Source organism: Paraburkholderia sp. A3BS-1L (assembly GCF_051125215.1).
Lineage (GTDB): Bacteria > Pseudomonadota > Gammaproteobacteria > Burkholderiales > Burkholderiaceae > Paraburkholderia.
In genome coordinates, this window is the sequence record NZ_CP120446.1 from 522,150 (window position 1) to 543,539 (window position 21,390).

The following is a 21,390-nucleotide window of genomic DNA, read 5'->3' on the forward strand; positions in this document are numbered from 1 at the left end:
TCTCCTGTCCCGAGATCGAATAATCTCTTCACATCTTTTCTTTCATGCCGTGACTGATGAGCCACCAGTTCACCGGATACGCGGTAATGAATCCGGCCAGCATTGCCAGCTGCATGAGAATCCAATAGCGTAAATTGATCGGCTCGAGCCCTGGAAACGCCATGGCGAACGCCACCATGCACGCGAACATACCCATCTCGTAGGCCACAAGTGAAAGCGTGTCGGCCTTCACGGCAGCGACGATGCCGTCGCGCAGACCAAGTCCCCGCATCGGGGCGATCGAGAAAAACTGGAAGGCGATCCCAATCAGGTAGGCAAGCACGAACGCGAGAAGCAGTTTCCCGCCCAGTGCCGAGCCAGCCACTCTGAAAGTAGTACCGAATGCTACCCATTCACCAATAAAGTCGCCGAGCGCGCAGCCCGCGCCGCAGTGCATCGCGCCTTTGAACGCTGCATGCCACATCGGAGCCACTGACTTGTCATCTTCGTCGTGACTCCTGCTCGCCGTCACGCGAACGGCACGCCCCAAGGAAACATAAAAGACTAGCCCTGGCGGCCCCCAGTACAACATGGTCAACGGCCAGACGACCGCCATGACCGTCATGCGTTGATGCCGTCCGCCTCCTGTCACGTCCCAGGTAACCCAAGCCGCAGAAAGGACGCTGGCAGCGAGCCAGAGGGCGACAAATGCTTCGAGTCCATTTTGTTCCATTCCTTGCACTCCGCAATTCGGCGCACGGGACTTGCAGCAAACCCTGGTCACTCCGACGCGGCACAGCCGGAGCGTCGACTGAGATGTCGCTCTGGCCGAGCAAATTGAAAAATTGCGTTCCACTGGCGCAGGTGAGCGACGACCTTCCATCACGAATGCGGACGCAGATTCCCATACCGGGCATCGTGGCGGACCATCGCAAATCGCTCACTGCTTCGGCGTTCGCACGAACGTCGGCGCAAGCAGGTACCCGCAACGTCCATTCCTTGAAACATACGGAGCGCTTGCGGCGTGACCGGTTCAAGTTGTGGGAGCGCGCGAGACAGACAGGCGCGACAGATATCATCCGGAGTGGTCGCGCAATGGCGGTTAGCCGCGACAACCCGCGCAAGCACTATGAGGAAGAGGAAGCAAACGCCATCGGTTCCGGGCCCTTCTTCCCCATTTTTCCCGGCGATTTGGCAACGATAGCGGAGTCGACTATCGTAAGGACGAGGGGGATGTGGTCCAGATGATGGGATCTATGCCTTGCGAAGGGTCTCCCCGGTTAGAGCCATGCCCTTATACACAAGTCACCGCAAGCGGAAAGGCACAGTGCAGGTGACGAAGCAAAAAAGCGATTGTTAACGCTGCGGATTTCCTGTTTACTCTCGGATTTTCTGCATGAAAATTCGGGACGATGCGGGGGTGTGGGTGGACGAGGAATTCGAAACGCTGGATCTGGGTGATCCACGGCGAGACCGGCGCGCGAAGGAACTGCTCAAACGGTTTGCCAGCCGGCCGACAGCCAGCATTCCCGGTGCGTGCGAGGGGTGGGCCGAGACGATGGCGGCCTATCGCTTTCTGGGCAATGAGCGCATTGAGTGGCGCGACATGATGCAGCCGCATTGGGATCGCACCACAGCGCGCATGGGGCAATTGCCGGTGGTGCTGTGCATTGCCGATACGACGGAGCTGAACTTTAACGGCCAGGATATCGAGGGCGCTGGCCCGCTCAGTTATGAAGCGCAGGTGGGCATGTATCTTCACGCGACCTATGCGGTGACACCGGATCGGGAGCCGCTGGGTGTCGTCAATTCCTGGATGTGGGCGCGTGAGCCGCGCGAAGCCAACGGCAAACGCGGTGGTGTCAGGGAAAGTATACGGTGGATCGAAAGCTACGAGATCGTGGCCGAACAGGCGCGAGCACTACCTGAGACGCGGTTGGTGTATGTGGCCGATCGGGAAGGTGATATCGCGGCGCTCATGAAGCGGGCGCAGGAACTGGGCGAACCGGCTGACTGGCTGATCCGCTCCCAGCACAATCGTGCCCTGAAGGATGAGGAAAAGCTGTGGGACAAGGTGCACGCGGGTAACGTGCTCGGCCATATCAGCTTCGTGTTGCCCGGGCGCAGTGGCCAAAAGGCGCGGGAAGTAAGGCAGGAACTGCGTAGCCAGCGCATCACGCTGCCCGGGCGGGCCGGTATCACGCTCACCTGCGTCGAGGCGTGCGAGGTGGATGCACCAGTGGGCGCCACGCCCGTTATCTGGCGTCTTGTGACCAACCGCGAAGCGGCTGATGCGGATGCGCTCATCGAACTCATTGACTGGTACCGGGCGAGGTGGGAGATCGAAATGTACTTCAATATCCTGAAGAACGCCTGCCGGGTTGAGGCGCTGCAGCTCTCGCAGATGGAGCGGGTCGAGAAGGCACTCGCGTTGTACATGGTCGTATCGTGGCGTATTGCACGGCTCATGCGTGTGGGCAGGACGTGTCCGGAGCTGGATGCGTCACTGTTCTTTGCGGCTGACGAGATACATGGCGCTCACGTACTCTCAAAAAAGCCACGCCCGAAAAAGCCACCAACGCTCAACCAGATGATACGGATGATCGCATCACTGGGTGGATTCCTCGGGCGCAAGAGCGACGGTGAACCGGGCGCGAAGACGCTGTGGATCGGTATGCAGCGGGTCATGGATGCCGTGATCACCATCCAGATCTTGCGCGACGGCTACGATACTTCTGTATAAGGGGATGGGTTAGAGCTTCATCGAGCCCTATCGGCCGCATTGACAAGCACCACCCAATCACGAGAAGGGGACGATCATGATCGAGATTGTTACCGGCCTGCCGGACGGCGTAGCAGGATTCGTCGCCACGGGGCGTGTTACGAGAAAGGACTATGAAGACGTGTTGCTTCCAGCGCTGGAAGCAACACTGCGCAGTCACCCAAAGGTCCGCTGCTACTATGAATTGGGACCCGACTTTTCTGGAATGGACCCGGGTGCGGCATGGGAGGACTTCAAGGTCGGTATGCAACACATCACACAGTGGGAGCGCGTTGCCGTCGTCACGAACGTCGAATGGATCCGAATTGCACTGACTGCGTTTCGATTCATGATCCCTGGTGATGTCCGGGTATATTTAAATGGCGATGCGGCAACAGCGCGAGCATGGATTGTCGAAGGTAAGTCTCCGTAGAATCGCACATCCTCAATTCCCGGAAGCGCAGCCACTCCCGGGAACCGGGTACGGCCAGCACGACGCATTTCGCCGGAGCGCAGCAAAACGACAACATGAACGCTGCCGACCAGCGGGGAAGCCAAGCACAAAAAAATCAGCCAGGTGCCAGGCGAAAGCGAGCGGCGGACGAATGAGGCATCAGCACCAACCAGGCTTCGCCGCCATTTCTGACATCCTGCGTGGACATAGACGCTTGCGACCCGATCAATAACGCAACAGGGCGCCCCGCCACGCGCGTGGCTTTGGCGGGTACCAGTGAAAGCGTTGACCACGTAGCTTTGAGGAATCGACTTCGAACTGCCGCTGTCCGCGCGGCAAGGCCGGGGAAAAACCATTGCGACCGCGAGCTGCCCCACACACCGCCGATGGAAATGAACACCGAGGAACCGCCGGCAGGCGAAGCCAGCGCGTTGTCCAGTCGTTGCGGCGCGGCGCTCCCTTATACAATCGTGTTTTGCACGACAACTCAATTGCGTCTATATTTTATGTCACATAGTGACCTTTCCCCACCTAAACTCCCCGAAATATGGACAGGCCTATGCCACCGAAGCCCCGTCAAGTAACGGAAATGGTGACACGGGCCGACCTGGAGGAGCTTTCGGAGTTTCGCTATCGTCTGCGCAGGTTCTTGCGAATTTCCGAGGAATTCTTGCATGCGCAGGGGATAACGCCTCTCCAGTACATGCTCATGCTGCACACACGCGCGTTTCCCGACCGCGACTGGGCCACCGTGGGCGAAATCGCCGAACGCCTGCAGGCTTCGTCGCACGGAACCGTGGCGCTGGTCACCCGCTGTGAGGCGGCCGGGCTTGTCTCCCGCGTACAGAGCCCATACGACCGCCGTCAGTCACAGGTGCACCTGACGCCCAAGGGGGAGCAATGCCTCATGAAGGTGGCCGCATTTCACAAGCAGGAGGTTCAGTCATTTGGCTGGGCATTCAGGGACAAAGGGGAATAGCACGAAGCTACAACAGCCCGTAGTCTCCGGCCAGCGTGTCAAAGAGGAGAATGCTACACACGGCACAAGAACAACGCAGACGGTCAGGGGTGACTGAAAGCAAGGAGTTCAGCATGAGCACACCCTCAAGCCTGACCCTCGAAGGCAAGCTCCGGCGTGATGCCGGAATCGTAGGGCTATTGTTTGCCAGCACCACCAGCATGATCGGCTCGGGCTGGCTGTTCGGCGCATTTCACGCCTCCCGGATCGCGGGGCCGTACAGCATCGCCAGCTGGATACTGGGCGCCATCATCATCATGTTGATTGCGCTGTGCTTCGCCGAGCTCGCCGCGCTCTTCCCGCGCAGCGGCGCGCTGGTCCACATGAGCCACGCCAGCCACGGCGAAGGGCTCGGCCGCATCTGGTGCTGGCTGCTCTTTCTGGCCTATGTGCCCGTGCCCGCAGTCGAAGCGGAGGCCATCGTCACCTATGCCAACAACTATCTCCCCTGGTTTATCCGCCCGGGAAGCTCCGGGCTGCTTACGTTGACAGGATTTATCGCCTGTGCCGCGCTGCTCGGCGTCATGGCGCTTCTGAATCTGATGGTCGTGCGCTGGCTCCTCAACGTGAACTCCACCATCACGTGGTGGAAGATCTTCGTGCCGCTCGCCACCATCGTTGGGCTGATCGCCGCGAGCACCCATTGGGACGTCATGCACGCGGCGCCCGGCACCTACAAGCTCTCGGGCATGTTCACGGCATTGCCGGCCGCCGGCATCGTTTTCAGCTATCTCGGCTTTCGCACAGCCATCGACCTGGGCGGGGAGACCGCCAACCCGCACCGCAATATTCCGCTTGCCGTGATAGGTGCCGTGGTGCTGGCCGCCGTCGTCTACATCCTGCTCCAGGTCGCGTTCATCATGGCGCTCTCGCCCGGCGACCTCGCGCACGGCTGGGCGCAGTTGAGCTTCCAGGGAGAAATGGGGCCGTTTGCCGGACTGGCGGCCACGCTCGGGCTGGGCTGGATGGCGACGCTGCTTTACATCGACGCCTATGTTTCGCCGGGCGGCACCGGCCTCATGTACATGACGGGCGGCTCGCGCGTCCTGTTCGCCACCGGTGAGCTGAGCGCGGGCCCGCGCGCGCTCACGCGCCTGAACGGCAACAGGATTCCGTGGCTCAGCGTGCTCGTGATGTGGGTCGTTGGCGTGCTGTTTCTGCTGCCCTTCCCGGCGTGGCAGCAACTGGTCAACTACATTACCTCCGTCACCGTGCTGACCTATGGCCTCGGTCCCGTCGCGCTCTTGGTCCTGCGGCGCAATCTGCCGGATCTCCAACGGCCGTTCCGCATGAGCGGCGCCGCGATCATCGCCCCGCTCGCCTTTATCTGCAGCAACCTCATCATTTACTGGACCGGGTTCAAGACCAACAATTTCCTGTTCACGCTTGTGGCGATCGGCTTCGTGATTTACGCCGTCCACTATCACTTCATTGCGCGCCGCAGCGTTCACGACTTCGGCTGGAAGCACATCGCATGGCTGCTGCCCTGGTTCGGCGGCCTCTGGGTGCTTTCGTGGCTTGGCGGAATCGGCGGCGGACGCGGAGTGATCGGCTTTGGCTGGGATATCCTGGTCGTCACGGTCTGGAGCATTGTGGTGCTCCTGCTTGCGCTTCGCAGCTCGCTTGACGGCAGCGAAACCGCTGACATGATGGCGCGCATGAACAGCACCAGCTAACGACCACAGTCAGGCGAGCGCCGCAAAGCAACCGATGGCAGCCGGGAGCACAGGACCATGAGCGAAGGGATAAGGCAACAGGATACTGGGAAGGCCGCTCGCCAGGCCGTTCCGGTCGCGGCGGGGCGCGCCTTACCGGCCGCCCTGCCCGATGACGAAGCGCAGCCGATAGGCATCTATCTGCTGTGCTTCTATGCCTTCCTCGTGGGCATCGTCACCGGCCTCGGGGCCGTCGTGTTTCGCGGCCTGATTGGCGCCGTGCACAATGCGTTCTTTCTCGGCCATCTGTCGTTTTCCTATGACGCGAGCCGGTTCACACCTGCGGCGCCATGGGGCGCCTGGGTGATCCTCGTCCCCGTTGCAGGCGCGCTCGTCGTCACCTGGCTCGTCAGCACCTTCGCGCCCGAGGCGAAGGGGCACGGCGTGCCAGAAGTCATGGACGCGATCTATTTCAAACGCGGCGTGATCCGGCCGGTCGTCGCCGTGGTCAAGTCGCTTGCGTCGGCGTTTGCGATCGGCACCGGAGCGGCGGTGGGCCGGGAAGGCCCCATCATCCAGATTGGTTCGGCGCTCGGCTCGACACTCGGCCAGGCGATGCCGATGGCTGCGGGCCAGCGCATCACGCTGGTCGCGGCCGGTGCGGGCGCGGGGATCGCCGCCACCTTCAACACGCCTATCGGCGGCGTACTTTTCGCGACCGAACTGATGATGCCGGAGATCAGCGTCAACACGTTTCTTCCCGTTGCCCTCGCGACCGGGACAGCCACGTTCGTCGGGCGGCTCTTTTTCGGAGGCGAACCCGCATTTCTGGTGCCCGCGCAGCTGGGCGCGTTGCCCAATCAGCCGGGCAGCGCCCTCACGATGATGCTGTACGCAGTACTCGGGGTGGTCACCGGCGCTGCCGCTGCCGTGCTGATACGCGCGCTGCACTGGGCGGAAGACGGCTTCGACCGCATCCATAATCGCTACTGGCGCCACGCGCTCGGCATGCTGCTTGTCGGTGCGTTGATGTACGCGCTGATGCGTTACGCCGGACACTATTACGTCGAAGGCGTGGGTTACGCGTCGATCCAGGCGACGCTCTACGGCCAATTGCAGGGCGGCCTGTTTTTGCTTCTGCTTGCTGCCGCGAAAACGTTCGCGACTTCGGTCAGTCTCGGCTCCGGATCGTCGGGTGGGGTCTTCTCTCCGTCACTGTTCGTCGGCGCGACGCTGGGCGCCGCGCTGGCATCGGCGTTCCAGTTCATGCTGCCGGGGGTGCCGGTGAGCGCTCCTGCGTTCGCCATGGTGGGCATGGGCGCCATGGTCGGCTCGGGCACCGGCGCCGCCATGACCGCCGTGGCGATGATCTTCGAGATGACGCGCGACTACGACATCGTGCTGCCGATGATCATTGCCGTCGCGTTTAGCCTGGGCACCCGCCGCCTGCTTTCGCACGAGAGCATCTATACGCTGAAGCTTGCGCGCCGGGGGCACGTCATTCCCAATGCCTTGCATGCCAACATGTTTCTGGTGCAAAGCGCTGCACAGGTCATGGAGACCGATGTCCTCGTGCTCGACGAGGCCGTGCCGTTCCGGAATCTGCTTCGCTCGCCAGGCGACCCGGCCTTTCGTCATGTGGTTGTCACACGCGATGGCAAGATAAACGGCGTGCTTCGCATCAATACCGGCCTGCGACGCGCCGTGAGTCGCGACGACCTGACGGTGACGCTGGGCCGGCTCGCACAACACAACTACATCGTCGTCGACGAGTCCGATGCCGCATTCGACGTCATCAGCCAGTTGCGGCAGCACAGGGCGACGATGGCGGTCGTCGTCGCTGGAGGTCTATCGGGGCCGTTGCGAGTCAGCGGCGTCATTGCAAAGGAGCACATTGCGGATGCCGTCGCCAGCAGCATCCGCATTTTCCCGGCTCGTGCGAACAACGATGCGCGCGGGCCGCACGGCGATGCGCGTGCGTTGCAGCGCGAAGTAGCGTCGCGCGGCGCAGACGAGGAGGACCGTCATGAAACTAAAGACTGAATGGCGCGCGGTCCGCAGCCGCATCGAAGCGGCACTGCATTACGCGAAGCTGCACAATGCCCCGGGATCCAGCCGGCCCGGCGAAGACAATCGCGCATGGGTGATCGTCTATCGGACGGCGAACGGTTTTTGCTGCATGTGGCAAGAGCTGCCCGTGGATTTCGAAGACATGCTCGACGTCCATGCGTGGGCAGAGGAAATGGACGTACGCCCCTACTTCATGGGCATGTGAATGGCCTGGTGCGCCACGGCGCCCAGCCATAGTGATACGAACTACTGACGATAAACCAGATCGGCGCGCCGGTTCTGGGCCCACGACGCCTCGTCGTGGCCAGGCGCAACGGGCTTCTCCTTGCCAAGACTGACGGCCTCAAGCTGGGAGCCGGATACGCCGAGCGACTCGAGCTCGTGCAACACAGCTTCGGAGCGGCGTTCGCCCAGCGCCAGGTTGTACTCGTCCGTGCCGCGCTCGTCGGTATTGCCCTGGATCAGCACATGCTGGGCGGGATGATTGCGCAGATAGTTGGCATGGGCGCGCAGCAACGGCAGATAGTCGCTCTTCACGTCATAGCTGTCGAAATCGAAATAGACGCTGCGTTTGGCGAGCGGACTGTTGGGATTGTTCAGCTCGTCGACTGAGGACGCTGCCCCGGTGACGGGCGGCGTCGTGGCGGCATTGGTGTTTGCCGTGCCACTGGTTTGCGGCACCGTCGTTGCCGAATGACATCCGGCAAGCAGCGCAGCCAGCAGGATTGCCGCGCAGGATCGATTCAGGCTCATCCGAGGCTCCCGGTCCGGGTGGACATGCGTAGCACCACTATTCTCATTGCATGATGCAGTCTAGGTGGCAATATGCCCGGATGCCAGCGTATTTTCCCGCGTTGGTGTTGGATTTCACGAATGCTCTCGCGTAACCGGATCCTCCGGCAAAACCGCGCACCTGAAGCGATAAATTTAAGTGTATTAGCCGGGACTCGATCTGACAGGTAGTCGGGCCGATAGAGAGGAAGCGGTCAATGGGGAATGAGTTTCTCCTTGGCGAGTTCCAGCGAATCGAGAAAGGTGCGCATCGGCGTCTTGCCGTAACACCACCGTCCCTGATGTTCCCGTTCATTGTTGTACTGGTCGAGCCACGCATCAAGGTCCGTCTGCAAGGTAGCGATCGATTCGTAGATCTTCTTGCGGAAAGCGATGCGGTAGAACTCGTTGAGCATGGTTTTGTGCAGTCGCTCGACGATCCCGTTGGTTTGCGGCGACTTGGCCTTTGTTCGGGTATGGTCGATGTCTTCCACAGCCAGGTACAGCTCGTATTCGTGATGCTCGGGGTTGCCGCAGTATTCGGTACCGCGGTCTGTCAGCACGCGTAGCAGCGGGATGCCGAAGCCGTCGAAGAACGGGACCACGCGATCGTTGAGCAGGTCCGCCGCCGGCAAGGGCGTCTTGCGATCATAGAGCTTGGCGAATGCAACTTTCGAGTAGGTGTCGACGAAAGTCTGCTGGTAGACACGGCCTACGCCCTTGAGGTTGCCGACATAGAACGTATCCTGCGCGCCGCAGTAGCCTGGACACTCTGACTCGAATTCGCCGTGCACTTCCTTCTCGTGCTTGGCGCGTTCGAGCGCGACGAGCTGCGCCTCGGTCAACACCAAACCCTCCTGGGCGGATTTGGCTTCCAGGGCCTTCAGGCGCTTCGACATGGTCTCGAGATCGTGGCGCAACCAGATGCTACGGACGCCTTGGGGCGAAACGGACAGGGCATGTCGTTTGAGGACTTCGTTGGCGATACGGATCTGGCCGTAGGCTGGCAATTCGAGGGCCAGCTCGACAACGGCGGCCTCGATCTGCGGATCTACGCGGTTCTTGAGCAACGGCCGGTGATGGGAAATCTCCTGCAGCGCAGCCTCACCGCCTCGATCGTACAGTTCCTTAAATCGGTAGAAGCTGTCGCGCGAGTAACCCATCACGCGACAGGCCTGGCTGACGTTGCCGAGCTGCCGGGCCAACTCAAGTATGCCGACCTTGGCACGAATTACCTTCTGCTCCTGAGTCATGGCGGACTCCTTGCTGTTCGCGGCGCGCATTGCGCTACGGGCTACGCCCTCCGCGCCAACGCGCGCCAGCATGAGAAACCAACCACTGTCAGATTTAGTCTAGTCCACTGCAATTTAAGCTTCCTTTAAGTATTGCGGCTTAAACTTGGCAAAATGTCATGCTGTGACCATTTATTGCAATATGCTTTCAGTGGGTGCATCAGAAACGGGTATGACACCGTTGTATCCTCAGCTTGCCGGATTGAAAACGTCCAGTTACCACCGGTAGAGTGCCGGCGGCAACTCCCCTGACCCAGCGTTTCCGCTGGGTTTTTTTTTCGATTGCCCATATGCGCACCTCCTCGACGTCGCCCACTCCTTCTTCACGCATGAGCGCGCCGGAAATGCGCGCGACCGTGTCGCTCGCCGCGATCTTCGCGTTGCGCATGCTCGGCCTCTTCATGATCATGCCGGTGTTTTCGGTCTACGCGAAAACCATTCCCGGCGGCGACAACGTGCTGCTCGTCGGCATTGCGCTCGGGGCCTACGGTGTCACGCAATCGCTCCTGTATATCTTTTATGGCTGGCTTTCGGACAAGATGGGCCGTAAGCCGGTGATCGTCATCGGCCTCGTGATTTTTGCCCTCGGCAGCTTCGTGGCGGCTTTCGCGCACGACATCACGTGGATCATCGTCGGGCGGGTGATTCAGGGCATGGGGGCGATTTCCTCGGCGGTGCTCGCGTTCATCGCCGACCTCACTTCCGAGGAGCACCGCACCAAGGCCATGGCGATGGTGGGCGGCTCGATCGGCATGTCCTTCGCGGTGGCGATCGTGGGCGCGCCCATCGTGTTCCACTGGGTGGGCATGAGCGGCCTGTTCGCGCTGGTTGGCGTGTTTTCGATTCTCGCCGTGGGCGTCGTGCTGTGGATCGTGCCCGATGCGCCCCGGCCCGTGCACGTGCGCGCGCCGTTCGCCGAAGTGCTGCACAACGTGGAGTTGCTGCGCCTGAACTTCGGCGTGTTCGTGCTGCATGCCACGCAGACCGCGCTCTTTCTCGTCGTGCCGCGCCTGCTCGTGGATGCGGGCCTGCCCGTGGCGTCGCACTGGAAAATTTACTTGCCGGTGATGGGCGTCTCGTTCGTCCTGATGGTGCCCGCCATCATCGCCGCGGAAAAGCGGGGCAAGATGAAGGCCGTGCTGTGCTCGGCCATTGGGCTTGTCCTGATCGGCCAGCTTCTGCTCGGCTCGCTTGCGCATACCATAGCAATCGTGGCGACCGTGCTGTTCGTGTACTTTCTCGGGTTCAATATCCTCGAAGCCTCGCAGCCCTCGCTGGTGTCCAAGCTCGCGCCGGGCACCCGCAAGGGCGCGGCCACGGGCGTCTACAACACCACCCAGTCGATCGGGCTCGCACTCGGCGGCGTGGTGGGCGGCTGGCTGCTCAAGCACGGCAGCGCGAGCGCGGTCTTTTACACGTGCTCGGGGCTCGTGTTCTGCTGGCTCCTGATCGCGGCCAGCATGAAGGCACCGCCGCTGCGCCGTGCCTGACTTTTTTGCGCGCCGGCACTACCAGAAGAAACGCCTGTACCATCCATACAACGACAATCGACAAACAGGGGATACAGATCGTGCGCATCTTCGGACTGATCGACAGGCGAACGTTACAGCGCGCCAACCGGCTGTGGCTCCACTATGGCGTGTTCTGGCTGGGCGCGATCGCCGTCGGCCTCGTCGCCGTGCTCTACGCGAAGCTGATCGATTTTGGCTATGCGCTGTTCCTGCATTACGCGGCTGAGCGGTTCTGGCTGCCGCTGCTCGTTGCGCCTGCAACGGGTGCAGTGACGGTCTGGCTCACGCGAAAATTCTTTCCCGGCTCCGAAGGCAGCGGCATCCCGCAGGTCATCGCGATGCTGCATGGACCCAACGAACTCGGGCCGCAACTGCTCACGCTGCGCATCCTCGCCGGAAAGATTTTCGTCTCGTTCCTCGCCATTCTCGGCGGGTTCACGATTGGCCGCGAAGGACCGACCATCCATGTCGGTGCCGCCCTGATGTTCAGCCTGAGGCGCTTCTATCCCCAGCGCTTCCTCACCATCCGGCCGGGCGTGCTCGAACGCAGGCTGGCACTCGCAGGGGCCGCCGCGGGCCTGTCCGCGGCGTTCAATGCGCCGCTTGCAGGGGTCGTGTTCGCCATCGAAGAGCTCATGCGCAGCTTCGAGCAGCGCACGAGCGGCGTGCTGATCACGGCCATCATCTTCGCCGGCGTCGTTTCGCTGGGTCTCCAGGGCAATTATGTGTATTTCGGCACGATCGATATCGGCTCCAGGTTGCCACAATGGCTCAGCGTCGCCGTCTTGCTGACCGGCGTGCTTGCGGGTGTGCTGGGCGGCAGCTTCTGCTGGCTGCTGCTCAATACCCGGCGCTGGATGCCGCGAAAGCTGCTCGAGATGCGCGCGCAACGGCCGGTGCTGTTCGGGGCGCTATGCGGCCTCGTCATCGCCATCGTTGGCGTGCTGTCTCACCGTCACACGTTTGGCAGCGGCTACGCCGAGGCGCGCGGCATGCTGGAAGGCACTGCGCATGTCAGCGCGGCCTACCCGATCCTCAAGCTCATCTCGATGGTGGGATCGTATCTGCCGGGCGCGCCCGGTGGCTTGTTCGCGCCGTCGCTGGCCATCGGGTCCGGCATCGGCAATACCTTGCACATGGTGTTCTCGCAGATGCAACTGTCGATGCTGATTGCGCTCGGTATGGTCGGCTATCTCGCGGCGGTGACGCAGAGTCCGATCACGGCATTCGTGATCGTCATCGAGATGATCAACGGCCATGCGCTCGTCATCTCGCTGATGGCTACCGCGCTCATCGCGAGCCGCGTCTCGCGTTTTTTTGCACCACCGCTGTACGAGGCATTGTCGGAGCGCTATCTGCGCGAGCCGTGAGTTCGATGCCAACGGCGCGCCTGGACCGATATCAACGGGATTGAAATGAAGCTTGCAGCAACGTGGGAATAAGACAATCGCGAGCGGTTCGTAGCGGCGGCGATGAACCAATACGCCCGCATCAAAATCGAGCGCATCGCCGCCGAACGTGCCCTCGAGGTCACGCACGACAGGAGGAGCGAGCAGTTCAGAAGCAACGTGAGGAATCCCGCCAGTGCACGCAGCGTTCCCAGCGAAGCCCTCGTTCTGATGTCGATCGAACGTAATACGCGCCATCTGCGCGTCGAACGGAAGGACAACGGTGACCGCCGGATGCCAGTCAATTACCAAGGCTAATCGCCAGGAAACAGGAAGCGCTCTCCCAGCATGCGCGGCGCAAGCCACGCGCCAATCTGCGGGACGTTCATCAGGTTCACGACACAATCGCGCAGGAGAAGTCCGATACGGCTGCGCGGCGTGAATGAGCCCGCGAAACGCGCAGCTGCATCCTGCTGGCGCAACATGAAGCCCCGCAGGCGCTGCTCATACGCCGCAAAGGCACGCGCGAAATCCCCGTTTGCGGCGTTCAATTCCTCCGCCAGAACATAGGCGCCAAGCATCGCAAAGGCTGCACCTGCCCCCGCCAACAACGAGGGGCTATGCGCGGCATCCCCCAGCAGCGCTACCCTGCCCCTCGTCCAACGCGGCATGCGAATCTGGCTGACTGCATCGAAATACAGGTCACGCGTGGTATCGAGTTGCGCCAGAATCTCACGTGTTTCCCAACCATCGCAGGCAAAACGCGCATGAAGCCGGGCCTTCTGCGCCGCCAAATCGTGAGCGGCAACGCCGGGCTTCGGGATCTCTGCAAGCACCAGCAGAAATGCGCTTCGGCCTTCGCGCATGGCATATCGGCTGATCTGGCGGCCCGGCCTTGCGAAACTCACATAGGTGGCCTCATCCCGATGCGGATAACCATCGACGATGAACGACGCGGCGATGTAGCCGAGATATCTTTCGAATTGCGCCTCCTTGCCGAACACCAGCTCGCGCACACGAGAATGCAAGCCGTCTGCTCCGATCAGCAGATCAAAGCATCGCCTCTGTCCGCTCGAGAGCTCGACCAGGACGCCTTGCGCGTTCTGGATCATCGAATGAATGGAGACCCCGTACAGCACCTCGACCCGCTCACTGATCGTGTCGTAGATCGTTCGCGCCAAGTCGCCGCGCGGAATGCTAAAAAACCTCCCGCTCAGTGCCTTGCGCAATACGGCCCCGCCAAATCCCGACACTTCGCGTCCCCGCCCGTCGACGAACTTCAGACTGTCAAACTGGTAGGCACGCTCCTGCACCGGTCGCAACAGACCATAGCGCTCGACGATGTCATATCCGGTACCCCACACATCGATCATGTAGCCACCATCGCGGAACGAATTGGCTCGCTCGATAATCGTGGGTTCAAAACCGTACCGCAATAGCCGGTGAGCCAGGGATGGTCCGGCAATTCCCGCGCCACAGATCAGGATTCGGCGGTTCGCTGTCGCCAAGGCTGGCTCTCCTCCTCGTGACTACCGCGTGTCGTACGTCAGTGGTAAAGCGTTCCGCCGGTGCTGGCCTGAAACAGCGCCTTGATGGAATCACGGTTGAGCTGCGATCGTGTTGACAGAACATCGTTGAGCGCAACAGCCTGCGGCAGATCGCGGGCGAAGTTGTCGGGATAGTACCCGTAGCTCACCATCCCGGTCATACGCAAATGACGCATCTGGTTCACGAGACGCCCCGTTGGTATGCGTGCGCCCGTATGGGCGTCGGTGGCTTCGAGCAGGAAGACCGTCCGGTGAGCGCCGTTCGGCACGGACCGCACGTTCTCGCTCAACGAATCGAGCCAATGATCCACCGAAGTGATGCCCTGGCGAGAAGGCATGGCGAGCAGCCCAACATAGTCATACGCGCGGAGGAACGCTTCATAGTTCTGCGCGTAGCGCCGTCCCGCAAGTGGATCGACCAGAGCATCGGGAAATATCGTCCGAACGGTCAGCACCTCGTCGCTGTTCTGGCTATCGAGCACGATTTTCCTGAGCTCCTTTGTGAAGTCGAGCAGATACCGGGTCTTCATGTCGCCCCAACGCTTCGCCAGGTCAGGGTTGGAGCGGATCTGGTCGATACTCTGCGGCAGATCCCAGCGGGCAAGCATCTGTCGCGCATGCTGCCCCGCGTCCTCGTAATCGGTAAGCATCGCGTCCTCGCCAAACAACACGCCGTTGAACGCGGAATACTTGCCCAGGTCCTCGTACAGTTCGCGCACATATGCCCGCGCAGCGGGATCGAAAGGACTGAGCCGCCGCACGCCGGAGGCACCGGGCGGCAGGCGGCTGCCGGTTGCCGCCGTGACGAATTCCACCCGCCTGTCAAGCTTGGCCGGGATCGCGAAGGCGAGCACCGGTAACCACGCGTAGACCTCCACGTGAGCACGCGTGTTCAACTGCCATGCTGCACGAGAGAACAGATCCGAGCGCATCGGCAGGTGCCGGTTTGGAAAGTACACGGCGCGTGCGAACCCGGAACGTCTGGGGTCCGAGTACGCCTGGAGGTATACGGAGCTTGGACGCAATGCGTACATTCGATCGATCAGCTCGCCAAGCTTCTTTTCCTGCGCGGCAGGTGAAGGGTCGTACACGTCGTCCAGTGCAACGACGGCAACGCGTTCCACCGGGTTGATCTCCCCGCGGTTCTGCGCGGGTTCGCGCATCGAGCGCTCCAGACCGCCAACGTCGATATCGTACGTCGCCAGAATCCGGCGCAGCCGGTTGAGCGGCACATCACGCGTGTTCGGGCCGTCCTCGAGCGTGAACTGCGTGGGCATGCCAAGATCCGACGCAATAGTGCGCACGGCAAGGTTCTGTGCTCCATAAGGCCAAACCATCGCCCGCACGGAAGCGCCCGTCTGCGCCCTGATTTGCTGCATGCATGTGGCCAGGTCCGACCGCACGCGCGAATGGAATTCGGTATCCGTTTCGTAGCGCTGCTGATCTTTCAGGTACAGATGCGATGTTGTTGCCGGCAACTCATTGCCTTGCGGATTGGCAATTGCGCCGTGGTGCAGGTCGTGCGTATGGCACGCCAGCTCGACCAGCCCAGACGAGGCCACGTTGCGCACGTCATCCCATGACATGAAGATGTTACGCGGTACGACCAGCTTATCCGAAAGACGAACGCCACTTTTGACAGGCGTATCGATCCATGATGTCACGATGCCCATGACTGCCGGATAGCGGAAGTCCTTCAACAGCGGCAAGACCTTGTCGTGATGGCTCTTGAAGCCATCGTCGAAGGTCAGCAGTACCGGGCGCGGCGGCAACGGAGCGCCGCCTGCGCGTGAAGCCAGAATCGCGCCGATCGTGACAGGGTGGTAATGGTTGTCTTCCAGCCATGAAAAAATCGACGTCAGCGTGCCGGTATCGACCGCGTAGGGATCGGTCAGGCCGTTCGTATGGTATTGCGCTCGCAAGTTGTCGCGCACGTCATGGAAGCACAGCACGCGAAAGGTCACACCGTCCGCCGGATCGGCCGGTGGAAGAATGTCAATCAGCCTTGCGGGAGCGAACGATGGGAAGAGTGTACCGCCTGCCATGGCACCCAGACACCCACAGATGAAACGTCGCCGAGTCTGCATCATCGGCCTCCTTTCAAAATCCGACGTCGGAACCGAACCGTAAGTGCAGTGTATGTCGAGCGTTCGTCCGTTCGCCGAAGGCATCACGTCGATGTCAAAGCTGCGAGCGGGTCATGATGGAAAACACACCGATTCAAGATGGATGACCAGCCATGGCCTGCGGCGAAGCCGCTCCTGCTACAGACTTCCGCAGCCGGACTGATACGCTGCAAGAGACCCCTTTAGCCCCTGCGTCAAATTTCTCGTTTGTTCCCGCCCCGCATTGGCCGCTACGGTCTCAACTGAGAGTCGACCGACCGCTTTGTTTTGCAGCGTTCAACGTAGCGTCACGTGTGACGAGCGTCATGTTGTGCACGCCCAAGGCTGGAGTGCTGACGCGGAAAGTCCTGCCGTTCCACTTCTCGTGGCAATTAAAGTACCGGAAGGTGCGCAAGCGCCATACCTGGATCAACACACGAATCCAGGCAAGGTTTTGAAGGCTCGCCGGATGATCAGCATGATTGTACGAGTATCTCGTGCTTTCACTGCACTCAGCAAAGTTTCCGGTGCGACCCCGGGACGGTCTTAGCCAAAAGTGATGCCCTTTTGATGTCCCCGCAGTGGATCCTGCTGCCGTCTAGGCAGCAGGATCGCGCCACGCGCTGACCTGTACGAATTCCACAACCAGATCGTCAACCCACTTCAAACGAATGATCGGGCATTTGATTAATATTCCTAAAATCTCGCCCGCTGTAACTTTCTGAAGCATATTGCGAAATATATTTCCCCGGGTCCCGCCGGTTTGCATTCAGGAGTCACATCACGATGAAGTAGCCGGCCATATAGCCAACCTGATCGTCACCGCCGACGCCCGTCGACATCGCCCAGTATTTGCCACCCTTGTCGCAGGGAATCAGGCAATGCCACCTGAAGACGCCCTTCTGCGTCGGGGTGAACGTGTAGTGCGTGGTTACAGGCGTGACCGTTTCATCCGCCTGCTCATGCCCAGCGGCGACCATAATGTCGACGCCCAGCTTCCTGGCTGTGATCGTATGAGGCCCCTCATCATAGTTAATGATGGTCAAATCGACTGGCTGCCCTGCCTTGAGTACGATATTCGCTGGCGCGATCATGTCGTGTCCGTGACCATCGGCTCCTTTCGGTGCTTGTTCGCCGCGCAGCACGTACATGGTGATGTGGACGGACGGGCCAGCGGCATGGGCCAAATCGGGTGCGGCGACGAGCGAAAGGGTAGAGCCCGCTATCGTCAAGGCGAGGTACTTGCGGAATATGTTCATGAAATGGTCTCCAAAACCGGAACTCGCAGGTTCCCGTGAAATGGAGTCTATGGCTGCTTTGTCAGGCTAAGTTGACATTGATCAACGATGCCGAATCAACGTCCGCCCGCCGGGATTGCCGCGGAATGCGCTCTGTGCCATGGCGCAAATAATCCCGGCAGTACTGGGTCACTAAAGACAGGGAATTTGCAAAAAGTCGGGCTATCAAGCGTGTATGGCTCGTCACAGGGGCAGTGCGTGTTTGGCGCATTGCTTCCCGAAGGCACGTTGGTGACGGCGCTCAAAGCGTTCAGGGCAGCCGCGTTTCACGAATTCCTGATGCTGTTTGCTGATCCTGCAAACGACATTTCCTATCCTAAAATTCCCGGGCAAGGCATGTCTGATGTCGGCGATCGCATTGATTTAGGTCAAATTGCGCGTATCGACCAAATCTATCATAAAAAATAAGTCGGCTTTCATGGCGATATGGCGCCGCCTTGATTTCTGGGCGAAAGGGACTCACTGCACGCCATGACTTCGTACCAGAGGAGAATGCAATGCGTGCAATCGACGTAATGGCGACGGCAGTGGTCCTGGCGCGGCCCGACATGACCATTCAGGAAACTGCGAAAATGTTGGCTGACCATCGCATCAGTGGGATGCCTGTCGTTGACAGGGACGGCAAACTGGTAGGCATGGTAACCGAGGGAGACTTGCTGCACCGCACTGAAATCGGGACTGGGATGAAGCGGCGCGGGCGGTTGTCGGAATTTTTCACCTCGACGCGGGAGCTAGCCAGCGAATACGTGAAGGAACACTCGCGCCGCCTAAGTGAGGTGATGACGACTGACGTCGTCACTGCAACAGAAGAGACGCCGCTCGCCGAGATCGCCGAGTTGATGGACCGGCACCGAATCAGACGTGTCCCCGTGCTGCGAGATGGCAAGGTGACGGGGCTGGTCAGTCGCGCGAGCCTCATTCGTGTACTGGCAAGCGTTGGGCCTGATTTGCGTAACAGCATCACCCGGAGTGATTCGGAAATACGCCAAGCCATCCTGACTGAATTGGGCCGGAACCGCTGGGCATTGCAGCCACAAAACGTAATCGTCACCAACGGCGTTGCCCACTTGTGGGGCGTCATCAAGAGCGAGGACGAGCGCGAGGCGATTCGGATTGCCGCCGAAAACATACCCGGCGTCAGGGAAGTAAAATGTCACCTGGATTATCCGTCTATCCCACTTTACTAGAGGCTTCGCGGGTTGACTGCGGAAGCCAGGCCGCATTCCGGTTGAGGCCTCCGCATTCCTGATGCACCGGAAACCATTGCGCCACGACCAGAATTGCACAACTCAGCCTTAATAGAGGTGGCCGCGCAAATTCGGACAGCAGGCTAAGTGGATCGACCGGGGCCTGAGCCAGCGATAATGCAGGTGTTGTCGCTCGCAATTTCCGGGAGTGGACAAAATCCGGGGGAGGTAGGCATAGACTACACTGCAACCGTTGACCCGCTGGGGAGACGGCCATGAAACTAGGTTGGAACATTCTTCTGCAGCGGCAGGGAACGAGCAACACGACCGTTGTTTGCACGGTGCAGCGGCCGTTGATTGACGCAACGCCTGCCGATTTCGGGTTGTCTCTTGTCGAAGGTCGCCAGATTCTGGCAGCCCTGCAGCAACTTGTAGCGCAAGATCAGATCAACACCTATGACAGGCTTCGTCGGAATTGCAGAGAATGCGGCAGCTATCGGCGCATCAAGGATTGGCGTTCCCGGACCTTTGCGACCGCAATTGGCAAGGTTCAGGTCAAGGTGCCGCGAGTTATATCCTGCTTGTGCACCCCTGAGCCGTACGACGAAAACGGGGACTCTATCGATCTACGATTTTCAGAGTGCTCAATTGAGCCCCTTCTGCCGACGCGACGCACACCAGAATTGACATACCTGTGTGCGAAACACGGGGCATCCGTTTCCTATCGCGAGGCCGCGCGTTCCGTCGCCGACCTGGCGGGACTAAAGAAGCTGTCGCACAGTACAGTCCGTAAAGACACCGTTCAGTGCGGAGAATACGTTGAGAATGAACAATTTCGGATCGGATGGCTAGCTGGCGCGCGCAAACGCGACAGCAACAGAGCCGGCCACCTGCGGATCGCGATTGACGGAACGGTATTGAGCGCCAACCAGTTCCAGGAAGTCCGCAAATTCGAAGTCATTGCCGGCAGGGTCGAGCGCGATGGCCTAGTATCCCGAAGATTTGTGTCTGCTTTGCAGCGGCCAAGCTTGACCCGGGTTCTTGTGGCAGGCGCCCTTGACCAATGTGGCTGGGTGCCATCTACCATGATCGATGTTATCTCGGATGGGGCCCGCGGAATGCGCTCGCTGGTGACATCAGTAGCCCCTCGGGTATCGCCGAGGATTCTTGACTGGTTTCACGTCAGCATGAAACTGCACGCGATACGGACTTCTATTCGTGCATATAACTACTTTTCCGAAAGACCGGAAATCGTCCAGCGATCGGAGCGCCTCCTCACCAATGTACGCGATGCGCTGTGGCGCGGTCGCGGTGAGACCGCAATCGAGATGCTCCGCACAATGAGCGCCACTCTCGCTATCGCTTCAGGACAACTACCGTTCTTCTACCGACTCACTTCAGGGACAGCTTATCGGGCAACGGGCCACCTGCTCACATTCCTGGAGCATAACAAAACGGATCTGGTCGACTATCAACGTGCCCGTACGGAGGGACGACGCGTTTCGTCGGCGTCTGCGGAGTCGGTCATGAATCACTTGATCAATCGTCGCTTATCAAAGCGACAACAGATGCGTTGGTCCATGAAGGGCGCGCACTATTTACTCCAGACTCGCGTGGAGTTGCTTGACGGCAGGTTGCAGAGCTGTTTCATGAAGCGTTTTCCGCACTTCAGGTCGCCCGAGGTCGTTTAACACAGAACTGAACGCTCCCCCACTTTTCGTCCACTCCCAGAAACTAAGAACGCCAACAGCCTTCAACGTTGACGCGCGGTTGTCGCAAAGACCAGGCAAGAGGCGCTGACGGCAAGCTCTCGACGATCCAGACCACACGGAAGTAGGTCGGTGCCCTGCCACCACAACGGCTCGTGCTTGCTGGGAATGTGACTCCGGCCAACCAACAGGAGCGCGTTTAGGTCAGAGAACTCGCCCGTCGCGTGTACATTTGTCGGGATCTGGCTTGCGTTTTATCAGCGAGCCAGGACACCGGGTCTGTCCGTCTGCATCATCGAACACCCTCTCCTAGACACCAAGCTTGAAGAAACCTACTGTCGCGCCTAGATCGCGGCCTTGCGTACCAAGCGATTCCGACGCGGCCGCGAGTTCTTCGACCAGCGCCGCATTCTGCTGGGTCGACTGATCCATCAGCGAAACCGCCTGGCTAACTTCACCGATCGCGCGGCTTTGTTCGCGTGCGCAATGGGCTATTTCGCTCGTAATGGTCGCGACATTGGAGATGGCCTCCGTAAGCTCAGCAATTGTCTTGCCGGCAAGGTTGACCTGCTCGGCGCCCGCCTGGACGTTTCCAACGGAAACTTCCAGCAGCGACTTGATCAGTACCGCCGATCGCGCGCAGAC

General features: G+C 60.3%; 18 protein-coding genes and 1 pseudogene. 12 read left to right on the forward strand and 7 right to left on the reverse strand.

All coding sequences use genetic code 11. From position 1 onward, the window contains the following. Positions 1-28 precede the first annotated feature (28 nt). On the reverse strand, positions 29-712 hold the full coding sequence (locus P5W99_RS38040) for a DUF4396 domain-containing protein (protein ID WP_434666984.1): 684 nt from the start codon (positions 710-712) through the stop codon (positions 29-31). A gap of 663 nt (positions 713-1,375) precedes the next feature. On the opposite strand from P5W99_RS38040, the gene P5W99_RS38045 reads away from it, so the two are divergent. The 6 genes from P5W99_RS38045 (at position 1,376) to P5W99_RS38070 (ending at position 8,142) form a co-directional block, all read left to right on the forward strand. Next, a complete protein-coding gene (locus P5W99_RS38045; protein WP_434664743.1) occupies positions 1,376-2,722 on the forward strand; it encodes an IS4 family transposase in 1,347 nt (448 codons plus the stop codon). A gap of 76 nt (positions 2,723-2,798) precedes the next feature. Beyond that, positions 2,799-3,173 (forward strand): STAS/SEC14 domain-containing protein, encoded by a 375-nt coding sequence (locus P5W99_RS38050; RefSeq protein ID WP_421029088.1) that lies wholly within the window; start codon positions 2,799-2,801, stop codon positions 3,171-3,173. 568 nt (positions 3,174-3,741) lie between these two features. Further along, a complete protein-coding gene (locus tag P5W99_RS38055) occupies positions 3,742-4,173 on the forward strand; it encodes a MarR family winged helix-turn-helix transcriptional regulator (protein WP_434666987.1) in 432 nt (143 codons plus the stop codon). Between the two features lie 113 nt (positions 4,174-4,286). Then, positions 4,287-5,888, forward strand: coding sequence for an APC family permease (locus P5W99_RS38060; RefSeq protein WP_434666990.1), 1,602 nt, complete (start codon positions 4,287-4,289; stop codon positions 5,886-5,888). Between the two features lie 57 nt (positions 5,889-5,945). Then, positions 5,946-7,910: a chloride channel protein gene (locus P5W99_RS38065; RefSeq protein ID WP_434666993.1), complete on the forward strand. Its 1,965-nt coding sequence runs from the start codon at positions 5,946-5,948 to the stop codon at positions 7,908-7,910. Further along, on the forward strand, positions 7,894-8,142 hold the full coding sequence (locus P5W99_RS38070) for a hypothetical protein (protein ID WP_434666996.1): 249 nt from the start codon (positions 7,894-7,896) through the stop codon (positions 8,140-8,142). Before P5W99_RS38065 ends, P5W99_RS38070 begins: the two co-directional genes overlap by 17 nt. 41 nt (positions 8,143-8,183) lie before the next feature. Here P5W99_RS38070 and pal read toward each other — a convergent pair whose 3' ends face one another. Both pal and P5W99_RS38080 read right to left on the reverse strand, forming a co-directional pair. Continuing rightward, entirely contained in the window at positions 8,184-8,690 is a 507-nt protein-coding gene (gene pal / locus P5W99_RS38075) for a peptidoglycan-associated lipoprotein Pal (protein ID WP_434666999.1), read from the reverse strand. A gap of 233 nt (positions 8,691-8,923) precedes the next feature. Next, complete coding sequence (locus tag P5W99_RS38080; protein ID WP_421028684.1) at positions 8,924-9,961, reverse strand: IS481 family transposase; 1,038 nt, start codon at positions 9,959-9,961, stop codon at positions 8,924-8,926. 368 nt (positions 9,962-10,329) lie between these two features. Between P5W99_RS38080 and P5W99_RS38085 the strand changes: the two genes are divergently transcribed. The 3 genes from P5W99_RS38085 to P5W99_RS38095 all read left to right on the forward strand — a co-directional run bounded on the left by P5W99_RS38085 (position 10,330) and on the right by P5W99_RS38095 (position 13,217). Next, positions 10,330-11,490, forward strand: coding sequence for an MFS transporter (locus P5W99_RS38085; RefSeq protein ID WP_434668398.1), 1,161 nt, complete (start codon positions 10,330-10,332; stop codon positions 11,488-11,490). 80 nt (positions 11,491-11,570) lie between these two features. Continuing rightward, positions 11,571-12,881, forward strand: a complete 1,311-nt coding sequence (locus P5W99_RS38090; RefSeq protein WP_434667001.1) for a chloride channel protein — start codon at positions 11,571-11,573, stop codon at positions 12,879-12,881. Positions 12,882-12,983: 102 nt separating this feature from the next. Continuing rightward, the gene (locus tag P5W99_RS38095) at positions 12,984-13,217 is read left to right on the forward strand and encodes a hypothetical protein (protein ID WP_421029080.1); all 234 of its coding nucleotides are present in this window, start codon (positions 12,984-12,986) and stop codon (positions 13,215-13,217) included. On the opposite strand, the gene P5W99_RS38100 is transcribed toward P5W99_RS38095, so the two are convergent. From P5W99_RS38100 to P5W99_RS38110, 3 genes are all read right to left on the reverse strand, one after another. Further along, positions 13,214-14,407: an FAD-binding domain gene (locus P5W99_RS38100; protein WP_434667004.1), complete on the reverse strand. Its 1,194-nt coding sequence runs from the start codon at positions 14,405-14,407 to the stop codon at positions 13,214-13,216. The genes P5W99_RS38095 and P5W99_RS38100 overlap by 4 nt on opposite strands. A 38-nt stretch (positions 14,408-14,445) precedes the next feature. After that, complete coding sequence (gene pgaB, locus P5W99_RS38105) at positions 14,446-16,533, reverse strand: poly-beta-1,6-N-acetyl-D-glucosamine N-deacetylase PgaB (protein WP_434668401.1); 2,088 nt, start codon at positions 16,531-16,533, stop codon at positions 14,446-14,448. 794 nt (positions 16,534-17,327) lie between these two features. After that, positions 17,328-17,810: a hypothetical protein gene (locus P5W99_RS38110; protein ID WP_434667007.1), complete on the reverse strand. Its 483-nt coding sequence runs from the start codon at positions 17,808-17,810 to the stop codon at positions 17,328-17,330. Positions 17,811-17,897: 87 nt separating this feature from the next. Between P5W99_RS38110 and P5W99_RS38115 the strand changes: the two genes are divergently transcribed. The 3 genes from P5W99_RS38115 (at position 17,898) to P5W99_RS38125 (ending at position 20,727) form a co-directional block, all read left to right on the forward strand. Continuing rightward, positions 17,898-18,257: a hypothetical protein gene (locus tag P5W99_RS38115; protein ID WP_434667010.1), complete on the forward strand. Its 360-nt coding sequence runs from the start codon at positions 17,898-17,900 to the stop codon at positions 18,255-18,257. A gap of 89 nt (positions 18,258-18,346) precedes the next feature. After that, a complete protein-coding gene (locus tag P5W99_RS38120; RefSeq protein WP_434667013.1) occupies positions 18,347-19,036 on the forward strand; it encodes a CBS domain-containing protein in 690 nt (229 codons plus the stop codon). A 275-nt stretch (positions 19,037-19,311) separates the two neighbouring features. Continuing rightward, positions 19,312-20,727, forward strand: a complete 1,416-nt coding sequence (locus P5W99_RS38125; RefSeq protein ID WP_434667016.1) for an ISKra4 family transposase — start codon at positions 19,312-19,314, stop codon at positions 20,725-20,727. A 327-nt stretch (positions 20,728-21,054) separates the two neighbouring features. Here the strand turns inward: P5W99_RS38125 and P5W99_RS38130 are convergent. Then, a pseudogene (locus P5W99_RS38130) lies at positions 21,055-21,366 on the reverse strand (methyl-accepting chemotaxis protein); the annotation flags it as partial. Positions 21,367-21,390: the final 24 nt, after the last annotated feature.

Excerpts from the sequence above, each read along its gene's own strand:
- P5W99_RS38040 (WP_434666984.1), bottom strand. The coding sequence starts at position 712 with ATGGAACAAAATGGACTCGAAGCATTTGTCGCCCTCTGGCTCGCTGCC.
- P5W99_RS38045 (WP_434664743.1), top strand. The coding sequence starts at position 1,376 with ATGAAAATTCGGGACGATGCGGGGGTGTGGGTGGACGAGGAATTCGAA.
- P5W99_RS38050 (WP_421029088.1), top strand. The coding sequence starts at position 2,799 with ATGATCGAGATTGTTACCGGCCTGCCGGACGGCGTAGCAGGATTCGTC.
- P5W99_RS38055 (WP_434666987.1), top strand. The coding sequence starts at position 3,742 with ATGGACAGGCCTATGCCACCGAAGCCCCGTCAAGTAACGGAAATGGTG.
- P5W99_RS38060 (WP_434666990.1), top strand. The coding sequence starts at position 4,287 with ATGAGCACACCCTCAAGCCTGACCCTCGAAGGCAAGCTCCGGCGTGAT.
- P5W99_RS38065 (WP_434666993.1), top strand. The coding sequence starts at position 5,946 with ATGAGCGAAGGGATAAGGCAACAGGATACTGGGAAGGCCGCTCGCCAG.
- P5W99_RS38070 (WP_434666996.1), top strand. The coding sequence starts at position 7,894 with ATGAAACTAAAGACTGAATGGCGCGCGGTCCGCAGCCGCATCGAAGCG.
- pal (WP_434666999.1), bottom strand. The coding sequence starts at position 8,690 with ATGAGCCTGAATCGATCCTGCGCGGCAATCCTGCTGGCTGCGCTGCTT.
- P5W99_RS38080 (WP_421028684.1), bottom strand. The coding sequence starts at position 9,961 with ATGACTCAGGAGCAGAAGGTAATTCGTGCCAAGGTCGGCATACTTGAG.
- P5W99_RS38085 (WP_434668398.1), top strand. The coding sequence starts at position 10,330 with ATGAGCGCGCCGGAAATGCGCGCGACCGTGTCGCTCGCCGCGATCTTC.
- P5W99_RS38095 (WP_421029080.1), top strand. The coding sequence starts at position 12,984 with ATGAACCAATACGCCCGCATCAAAATCGAGCGCATCGCCGCCGAACGT.
- pgaB (WP_434668401.1), bottom strand. The coding sequence starts at position 16,533 with ATGCAGACTCGGCGACGTTTCATCTGTGGGTGTCTGGGTGCCATGGCA.
- P5W99_RS38110 (WP_434667007.1), bottom strand. The coding sequence starts at position 17,810 with ATGAACATATTCCGCAAGTACCTCGCCTTGACGATAGCGGGCTCTACC.
- P5W99_RS38115 (WP_434667010.1), top strand. The coding sequence starts at position 17,898 with ATGCCGAATCAACGTCCGCCCGCCGGGATTGCCGCGGAATGCGCTCTG.
- P5W99_RS38120 (WP_434667013.1), top strand. The coding sequence starts at position 18,347 with ATGCGTGCAATCGACGTAATGGCGACGGCAGTGGTCCTGGCGCGGCCC.
- P5W99_RS38125 (WP_434667016.1), top strand. The coding sequence starts at position 19,312 with ATGAAACTAGGTTGGAACATTCTTCTGCAGCGGCAGGGAACGAGCAAC.